Source organism: Paraburkholderia sp. (assembly GCF_049581445.1).
Lineage (GTDB): Bacteria > Pseudomonadota > Gammaproteobacteria > Burkholderiales > Burkholderiaceae > Paraburkholderia.
On sequence record NZ_JBAURZ010000385.1, the window covers coordinates 1 to 8,347 of the forward strand.

At 60.3% G+C, this 8,347-nt stretch carries 10 protein-coding genes; 4 read left to right on the plus strand and 6 right to left on the minus strand.

What is annotated here, in order from left to right; translation table 11 throughout:
• The 6 genes from WCA85_RS33265 to WCA85_RS33290 all read right to left on the minus strand — a co-directional run.
• Positions 1–263 (minus strand): succinate dehydrogenase assembly factor 2 (locus WCA85_RS33265; RefSeq protein WP_424069688.1); only part of this gene is annotated, 263 nt, incomplete at its 3' end.
• Positions 264–274: 11 nt separating this feature from the next.
• Positions 275–979 carry a succinate dehydrogenase iron-sulfur subunit gene (locus WCA85_RS33270; protein WP_074294075.1) on the minus strand — a complete coding sequence of 235 codons (705 nt, stop codon included), beginning with the start codon at positions 977–979 and terminating at the stop codon, positions 275–277.
• Positions 980–1,003: 24 nt separating this feature from the next.
• The gene (gene sdhA / locus WCA85_RS33275; RefSeq protein WP_424069690.1) at positions 1,004–2,779 is read right to left on the minus strand and encodes a succinate dehydrogenase flavoprotein subunit; all 1,776 of its coding nucleotides are present in this window, start codon (positions 2,777–2,779) and stop codon (positions 1,004–1,006) included.
• 4 nt (positions 2,780–2,783) lie between these two features.
• Complete coding sequence (gene sdhD, locus WCA85_RS33280; RefSeq protein ID WP_424069692.1) at positions 2,784–3,152, minus strand: succinate dehydrogenase, hydrophobic membrane anchor protein; 369 nt, start codon at positions 3,150–3,152, stop codon at positions 2,784–2,786.
• Positions 3,153–3,156: 4 nt separating this feature from the next.
• Positions 3,157–3,573, minus strand: a complete 417-nt coding sequence (sdhC, locus tag WCA85_RS33285) for a succinate dehydrogenase, cytochrome b556 subunit (RefSeq protein WP_424069693.1) — start codon at positions 3,571–3,573, stop codon at positions 3,157–3,159.
• Positions 3,574–3,787: 214 nt separating this feature from the next.
• On the minus strand, positions 3,788–4,588 hold the full coding sequence (locus WCA85_RS33290; RefSeq protein WP_424069695.1) for a GntR family transcriptional regulator: 801 nt from the start codon (positions 4,586–4,588) through the stop codon (positions 3,788–3,790).
• Between the two features lie 500 nt (positions 4,589–5,088).
• Here WCA85_RS33290 and WCA85_RS33295 point away from each other — a divergent pair, with 500 nt between their 5' ends.
• The 4 genes from WCA85_RS33295 to WCA85_RS33310 form a co-directional block, all read left to right on the plus strand.
• A complete protein-coding gene (locus WCA85_RS33295) occupies positions 5,089–6,072 on the plus strand; it encodes a malate dehydrogenase (protein ID WP_424069697.1) in 984 nt (327 codons plus the stop codon).
• 99 nt (positions 6,073–6,171) lie between these two features.
• On the plus strand, positions 6,172–7,194 hold the full coding sequence (locus WCA85_RS33300; RefSeq protein WP_424069699.1) for an HpcH/HpaI aldolase/citrate lyase family protein: 1,023 nt from the start codon (positions 6,172–6,174) through the stop codon (positions 7,192–7,194).
• Positions 7,191–8,093 carry a methylisocitrate lyase gene (gene prpB / locus WCA85_RS33305; protein WP_424069701.1) on the plus strand — a complete coding sequence of 301 codons (903 nt, stop codon included), beginning with the start codon at positions 7,191–7,193 and terminating at the stop codon, positions 8,091–8,093. Before WCA85_RS33300 ends, prpB begins: the two co-directional genes overlap by 4 nt.
• A gap of 25 nt (positions 8,094–8,118) precedes the next feature.
• A partial coding sequence (locus WCA85_RS33310; protein WP_424069703.1) for a citrate/2-methylcitrate synthase occupies positions 8,119–8,347 on the plus strand: 229 nt, incomplete at its 3' end.

Below are 8,347 nucleotides of genomic sequence, written 5' to 3' on the forward strand. Positions count from 1 at the left end.
GTGCGCAGCAGCTCCAGCACCCGGATCACATCCGGCTCTGCAAGGTCGCCTTCTGGTTCCTTGCGCACGAGTAGCAAGTCCATCAGGTCGTTATCGCTCAGCTCTAGCAGGCGCGTAAGTGCGCCCACATCGGCGTCGCTGAGGTCATGCTCGTATTTGCCGAAAAAGCGCTCGAAAATCAGATCGTTTTCCAGCAGGCCGCGCCGGGCGCGCCAGCGAAGGCGCGCCCGCCGAAGCGGGTCGGCTTGATGCGAATCTTCCATGTCAATCAAGCTCAGACAGCACGGCGAACCATCAATTCCTTGATCTTGCCGATCGCCTTCGTCGGGTTGAGACCCTTCGGGCACACATCGACGCAGTTCATGATCGTATGGCAACGGAACAGACGGTACGGGTCTTCCAGGTTGTCGAGACGCTCGCCGGTTGCTTCGTCACGGCTGTCCGCGATGAAGCGATAGGCCTGCAGCAAACCAGCCGGCCCAACGAACTTGTCCGGATTCCACCAGAAGCTCGGGCACGACGTCGAGCAGCTTGCGCAAAGAATGCACTCGTACAGACCGTCCAGCTCTTCGCGTTCTTCCGGCGACTGCAGACGTTCCTTTTCCGGCGGCGGCGTATCGTTGATCAGGTACGGCTTGATCGAGTGATACTGGTTGAAGAACTGCGTGAAGTCGCAGATCAGGTCGCGCACGACGGGCAGGCCCGGCAACGGACGCAGCACGATCTTCTGCGGCAGGTCGTTCATGTTGGTCAGGCACGCCAGACCATTCTTGCCGTTGATGTTCATTGCGTCCGAACCGCACACGCCTTCACGGCACGAGCGACGGAACGACAGGGTTTCATCCACTGCTTTCAGCTTGAGCAGCGCGTCGAGCAGCATGCGTTCGTGCGAGTCGATTTCGATCTCATACGATTGCATGCGCGGTGCTGCGTCCTTGTCCGGATCGTAGCGGTAGATTTCAAATGTACGCTTGGCCATTTCTGAATTCCTTTGACTTGTGCCTTAGAAGGTACGCGCTTTCGGCGGCACCGATTCGACGGTCAGCGGTTGCATGTGAACCGGCTTGTAGTCGAGGCGATCACCTTCGCTGAACCACAGCGTATGGCGCAGCCAGTTTTCGTCGTCGCGATGTTCGAAGTCGTCCTGTGCGTGCGCACCACGGCTTTCCTTCCGCGCTTCTGCCGACACCATCGTGGCGCGTGCCACTTCAATCAGGTTCGCCAGCTCCAGCGCTTCCACGCGTGCCGTGTTGAAGACCTTCGACTTGTCCTTCAGGTGGATGCTGTCGACGCGTTCAGCCACTTCGCGGATGCGCTGCACGCCGTCAGCCAGCAGCTTCGAAGTACGGAACACACCGGCGTGTGCCTGCATCGTGGCGCGGATGTCGTTCGCGACGTCCTGCGTGTATTCGCCGGACGAGGACTTGTCCAGCTTGTCCAGACGCGACAGCGCGAAATCAGCGGCATCAGCCGGCAGCGGCTTGTGCTCCTTGATTTCCTTCACGTGCTTGACGATGTGGTTGCCAGCCGCGCGGCCGAACACCACCAGGTCGAGCAGCGAGTTGGTACCGAGGCGGTTCGCGCCGTGCACCGACACGCACGAGCATTCGCCCACTGCGTAGAAACCGTTGACCGGCTCTTCGTGACCCCGTGACGTACCCACGACCTGACCGTGAATGTTGGTCGGAATACCGCCCATCTGATAGTGGATGGTCGGCACAACCGGGATCGGCTCTTTAATACAGTCAACGTTCGCGAACTTCATGGCGATTTCGCGGATCGACGGCAGACGCTTCATGATCGTCTCGGCGCCGATGTGCGACAGGTCGAGCAGCACGTGATCCTTGTTCGGACCCACGCCACGGCCTTCCTTGATTTCCTGGTCCATCGAACGCGAAACGAAGTCACGCGGCGCCAGATCCTTCAGCGTCGGTGCATAGCGTTCCATGAAACGCTCGCCGTTCGAGTTACGCAGAATGCCGCCTTCGCCGCGCACGCCTTCGGTAATCAGCACGCCCGCGCCGGCCACGCCGGTGGGGTGGAATTGCCAGAATTCCATGTCTTGCAGTGCGATGCCCGAACGCGCAGCCATACCCAGGCCGTCACCGGTGTTGATGAACGCGTTGGTGGACGCTGCGAAGATCCGGCCTGCACCGCCCGTAGCGAACAGCGTGGTCTTGCCTTCGAGAATATAAACGTCGCCGGTTTCCATTTCGAGCGCGGTCACGCCGAGTACGTCGCCTTCGGCGTCGCGGATCAGATCCAGCGCCATCCATTCGACGAAGAACTGCGTCTTTGCTTCGACGTTCTGCTGGTACAGCGTGTGCAGCAGTGCGTGACCGGTACGGTCAGCCGCCGCGCAAGCGCGTTGCACCGGCTTTTCGCCGTAGTTGGCCGTGTGGCCGCCAAACGGACGTTGATAGATCGTGCCGTCCGCATTGCGGTCGAACGGCATGCCCATGTGTTCCAGTTCGTAGACAGCGTTCGGTGCTTCGCGGCACATGAACTCAATCGCGTCCTGGTCGCCGAGCCAGTCGGAACCCTTGATCGTGTCGTAGAAGTGATAGTGCCAATTGTCTTCGCTCATGTTGCCGAGCGAGGCGCCGATACCGCCTTGAGCAGCGACCGTGTGCGAACGCGTCGGGAACACCTTGGACAGCACGCAAACCGACAGACCGGCGCGCGCGAGTTGCAGCGAAGCGCGCATCCCCGAGCCGCCTGCGCCGACGATAACCACGTCAAACTTGCGACGCGGAAGAGAATTCTTGATTGCAGCCATTCTTTTATACTCTCCAGAGAATCTGCGCAGCGTAGCCGGCACACGCCAACAGCCAGACGATCGTCAGGGCCTGAAGGAGGAGACGCACACCGACGGGCTTGATGTAGTCCATCCAGATGTCACGAATACCTACCCACGCGTGGTAGAACAGGGACAGCAGCGTCACGAACGTGGCGAGCTTCATCCATTGCGTCGCGAAGATCGACGCCCAGCCGTCGTACGAAAATTCTTGTGCACCGAAGAACCACACGAGCAGGATGATCGTGTAGATCGCCATGATGGCGGCGGTGATACGTTGTGCGAGCCAGTCGCGCAGACCGTAGTGCGCGCCAACGACGAGACGCTTCGGGCCGATTCGGTTGTTAGCTGCCATTTTTTTAGAATGCTCCGAAGAGTTTGAGCGCAAAAGCAATCGTCAGAAGCGACGAGACGACCAGCACGATGATGGAAGTTTGCTTGCCCTTCTCTTTAGTCGTGAGGTTGTGGCTCGTGTCCATGAACAGGTGACGCACGCCAGCGCAGAAGTGGAACAGGAAAGCCCACGCGAGAACCAGCGTGATGATCTTGACGATGATGTTGGAGAGGAAGCCCTTGAAGACGTCGAAGCTAAGTTCGGACGTCAGGCTTTGATCAAAGAGGTAAAGCAGGAACGGAAGAAACACAAACAGCAACAACCCGCTGACGCGGTGCAAGATGGATATCCGCCCTGCGAGCGGTAGGCGATACGCCATCGTTATTTGCCCGATACCGATGTTCCGGAATTCCGGTCTCGGTTTTTTTACGGCTTCAGCCATGCTAGACCCCTACTATGTAGTAACACTAATCCGCAATTTTAGCGCCTTTTTATATCGCGCTGCAGCGAAAAACCCCACTGGTCCCTTGCCACACGCGCAACAAAGGCGTCTTCAAGCAGGCCCGCGCAAGATACGCAGTGCCCATCTGGCAACGCTGATGAACCCTTGAGCACATCAATCCGGCCCGCGCTGCGAGCCGTTTTACAACCCGGCTTCAACTGAGATCGTTCTGATAGTAGTACCCAGTTGTGACATACCATCCACGCCGCACTTCGACCGGACGGTCTCCATAGGTATAGGACACACGTTCGACCGATAGCAATGGAAATCCTGGCGGCACGTGCAGCAGATCCGCCACCGAAGGGTCCGCCGCCACTGCCCGAATCTTCTCGGAAGCCCTGATCATGCGGGTTCCGAACTCCGTTTCGAACATCGCGTAGAGCGGGCCTTTGTACTCGGAGAGCCGTTCGAGCGTGAGGCCGCGAAACATGACGCCCGGCAGCCAGATCTCGTCGAGTACCGTGATTTCACCATCAAACTGCAAAAGGCGTTTGATTTGCACCACCGGGTCGGCTGGCTTGAGGTCGAGTTGCCGTGCAATTTCCGCCGTGGCGCGTAACCGTCGGCATTCGAGCAGGTGGCTTACATGGGGATGTTCGGCGCCGTCATCGGCGAGCAATCTCAGGAAGCGAAATTGGGCCCGGTCTTCGTTGTGCGTTGCAACAAAAGTCCCTTTGCCCTGACGCCTCACCAGCAGGTTGTCTGCCGCCAGTTCGTCAATCGCTTTACGAACCGTGCCTTGGCTCACCTTGAATCGCGCAGCGAGTTCGACCTCGCTCGGAATGATTTCACCAGGCTTCCATTCACCTGATTCAAGACTCTGCGTAATCAACCCCTTGATCTGCTGATACAAAGGGCTAAAGGTAGGCGAAGTGACGGGCGCGGCAGCGGGCACGCTCTCGCCAGGCCCCGCAGGGCCAATAGGATTCGCGGTGCTCGCCGGGTTCGAAGTCATGCGCGCATTTCATCATAAAGGCCCAGCCGCCGTCCAGACCTTTCCCGGCAATAGATATGTCTTATATAAGACATAAGATACTGTTGACTTTGTGTGTCCCGACTCCTACACTCCTTGGCGAGCAAGGGTTTGCGGGCAATCTCATGGCCGTTTTCGGGGTTCTTTCCGAACGGCGCTGTGCTCCGAAGGCCACTCTGCATCATGCTGTTCTCTCATGCGGTTCAGGTTTCGATTCGCCGGTCTTTGTCCCGTCAGACGCTTCGGAAACACACCAGTGCAGGAGCCCGGCACCATGCAGCGCCCACCGGTGTCCCGCGCACCTCGCTCCGCTGCACAGGTTTCCGGCATGGCGGGCTCGCCGCAACGCGTTTTGTGACCTCAGCTTCTGTAAGGGGTCCCGCGTAACAGTGAATTCCGCCGTGTTTCACAACGCTTCGCCTAACGCGCATATAGAATGGCGTTTTCCCTAGCGTCTAACGCATCGTCCTGGAGAATTCTCAATGGCTAAGCCCGCAAAGCGCGTTGCCGTCACCGGCGCCGCAGGTCAAATCGCTTACTCCCTGCTGTTCCGCATTGCCAATGGCGATCTGCTTGGCAAGGACCAGCCGGTCGTCCTGCAACTGCTCGACCTGCCGCAAGCGCAAGCCGCAGTGAAAGGCGTCGTGATGGAACTGGATGATTGCGCGTTCCCGCTGCTGTCGGGCGTCGTGATCACTGATGATCCCAAGGTCGCATTCAAGGATGCTGACGTCGCCCTGCTGGTCGGCGCCCGTCCGCGCTCGAAGGGCATGGAACGTAAAGATCTGCTGTCGGCCAACGCCGAGATCTTCACGGTGCAAGGCAAGGCGCTAAACGAAGTCGCCAGCCGCGACGTGAAGGTGCTGGTGGTCGGCAACCCGGCCAACACGAACGCTTACATCGCAATGAAGTCGGCGCCGGATCTGCCGAAGAAGAACTTCACCGCCATGCTGCGTCTGGACCACAACCGCGCGCTGTCGCAACTGGCTGCCAAGTCGGGCAAGCCGGTCGCTTCGATCGAAAAGCTGGCTGTGTGGGGCAATCACTCGCCGACCATGTACCCGGATTTCCGCGTTGCTACGGTTGACGGCCAGTCGCTGACCAAGCTGATCAACGACGACGAATGGAACCGCAACACGTTCATCCCGACCGTCGGCAAGCGCGGCGCGGCGATCATCGAAGCACGCGGCCTGTCGTCGGCAGCGTCGGCAGCCAACGCTGCGATCGACCACGTACGTGACTGGGTGCTCGGCACGAACGGCAAGTGGGTGACGATGGGTATTCCGTCGGACGGTTCGTATGGCATTCCGGAAGACATCATCTACGGTGTGCCGGTTACGTGTGAAAACGGCGAGTACAAGCGTGTTGAAGGCCTCGAGATCGACGCGTTCTCGCGCGAAAAGATGGACGGCACGCTGAACGAGTTGCTCGAAGAGCGCGAAGGCGTCCAGCACCTGCTCGGCTAAGCGCCTGACGCAGACAAACCGGGACTCCGTTGCTCGCCGACGGGTTCCGGTTTTTTACATCCAGTTTCTCAACGAGAATCCACGCCCCTGACGCCGAAGATGCGCGCCCTGATACCCGCCGAAGTGCTGTTTGACGGCGAAGCGCCGCCCACTGTTCTGCCTGCCTGCGACCACTACGCCGGCAGTGAGAAGCTGATGCTGAAATCGCTCGCTTTGCAGCAGGAGCTGGGGCCGGTGTTCGACATCACGCTCGACTGCGAAGACGGCGCCCAGGTGGGCCGCGAAGCGGAGCATGCCGAGCTGGTTGCATCGATGCTGGGTAGCGAGCATGACCGCTTTGGCCGCGTCGGCGTACGGATTCACGATTTCAATCACGCGCACTGGCGCGACGACGTGCGGCTGATTCTGCGCGCCGCTCAACGCGCCCCTGCCTTCATCACCCTGCCGAAAGTTCGCAGCGTGCCCGATGCCGCCGAAATGTGCGCGTTCATCGAGGCGACGCGGCGTGAAATGGGCATCGATCAAACCATCCCGGTACAACTCCTGGTGGAAACGCATGGCGCCCTGACGCATGCTTTCGCACTGGCAGCCCTACCGGGTGTCGAGGCGCTGAGCTTCGGCCTGATGGACTTCGTCTCCGCCCACGATGGCGCCATTCCAGACAGCGCAATGCGCTCGCCCGGCCAGTTCGATCACCCGCTGGTGCGGCGCGCAAAGCTCGAAATCTCGGCGGCGTGTCACGCACACGGCAAGGTGCCGTCGCACAATGTCAGCACCGAGGTGCGCGATATGAGCATCGTGGCCAACGACGCCACGCGCGCACGCAACGAGTTCGGCTATACGCGGATGTGGAGCATCCACCCCGCGCAGATTCCGGCCATCGTCGCCGCCTTCGCGCCGCGCGATGAAGAGATCGCTACAGCGGCTGAGATCCTGCTGGCTGCGCAGTCTGCCCAATGGGGGCCAACGCGCCATCACGATACGCTGCATGACCGCGCGAGCTACCGCTACTACTGGTCAGTGTTGCGCCGCGCCCGCTCCACCGGGCGCGCGGTACCTGCAGAGGCCGCGCCGCTCTTCACTACAGACGGTTCCCGCTCGCCGAAGGAGTCTGCATCATGAGCACCCCCTCGAATGTTTTGAATCTGACGGCAGGCGCCGCTTTCCGCGCCGCCGTAGCGACGGAAAAGCCGTTGCAGGTGGTAGGCGCGATCAATGCCAACCACGCGCTGCTGGCAAAGCACGCGGGCTTCAAGGCCATTTACGTGTCGGGCGGCGGTGTAGCTGCCGGTTCGCTTGGCCTGCCCGATCTGGGTATTTCGACCCTCGACGACGTGCTGACCGACGTGCGCCGGATCACGGATGTCTGTGACCTGCCGGTGCTGGTCGATGTAGACACAGGTTTCGGCCCGTCGGCCTTCAATATCGCCCGCACGGTGAAGTCGCTGATCAAGGCCGGCGCGGGTGCGATGCACATTGAAGACCAGGTCGGCGCCAAGCGTTGCGGCCACCGCCCCGGCAAGGCAATCGTCACGCAGGACGAGATGGTCGACCGCATAAAGGCGGCTGTCGACGCCCGCACCGATCCGAATTTCGTCATCATGGCCCGCACCGACGCCTTGGCGGTAGAAGGGCTGCAAGCCGCGATGGATCGCGCCGCCGCCTGCGTCGAAGCCGGCGCCGACATGATCTTCCCGGAAGCGATGACCGAACTCGGCATGTACAAGCAGTTCGTACAGGCCGTGAAGGTGCCTGTCCTCGCCAACATCACTGAATTCGGCGCCACACCGCTCTTCACGGTGGACGAACTGCGTGGCGCGGATGTGTCGCTGGTGCTGTATCCCCTGTCCGCCTTCCGCGCCATGAACAAGGCCGCTGAGAACGTGTACGGCGCGATTCGCCGCGACGGCACACAGCAGGCGGTCGTGGAGACAATGCAAACGCGCGCTGAACTGTACGAGAGCATTGGCTACTACGCTTACGAGCAGAAACTCGACACGCTGTTCAACCAGAAGAAATGAGCGGGCAACCAGGAGAGTGCGGGAAATGAGCGAGAAGACCCAAGCAGCAGCCACGCCAGCCGAAAGCGCAGCGCCAGGCGCCTTCAGGCCGAAAAAATCCGTCGCGCTCTCAGGCGTGACGGCGGGCAATACCGCGCTGTGCACGGTGGGCAAGACCGGCAACGACCTGCACTACCGGGGCTATGACATTCTCGATATCGCCAGCACCTGCGAATTCGAGGAAATCGCCTATCTGCTGGTGCACGAAAAGCTGC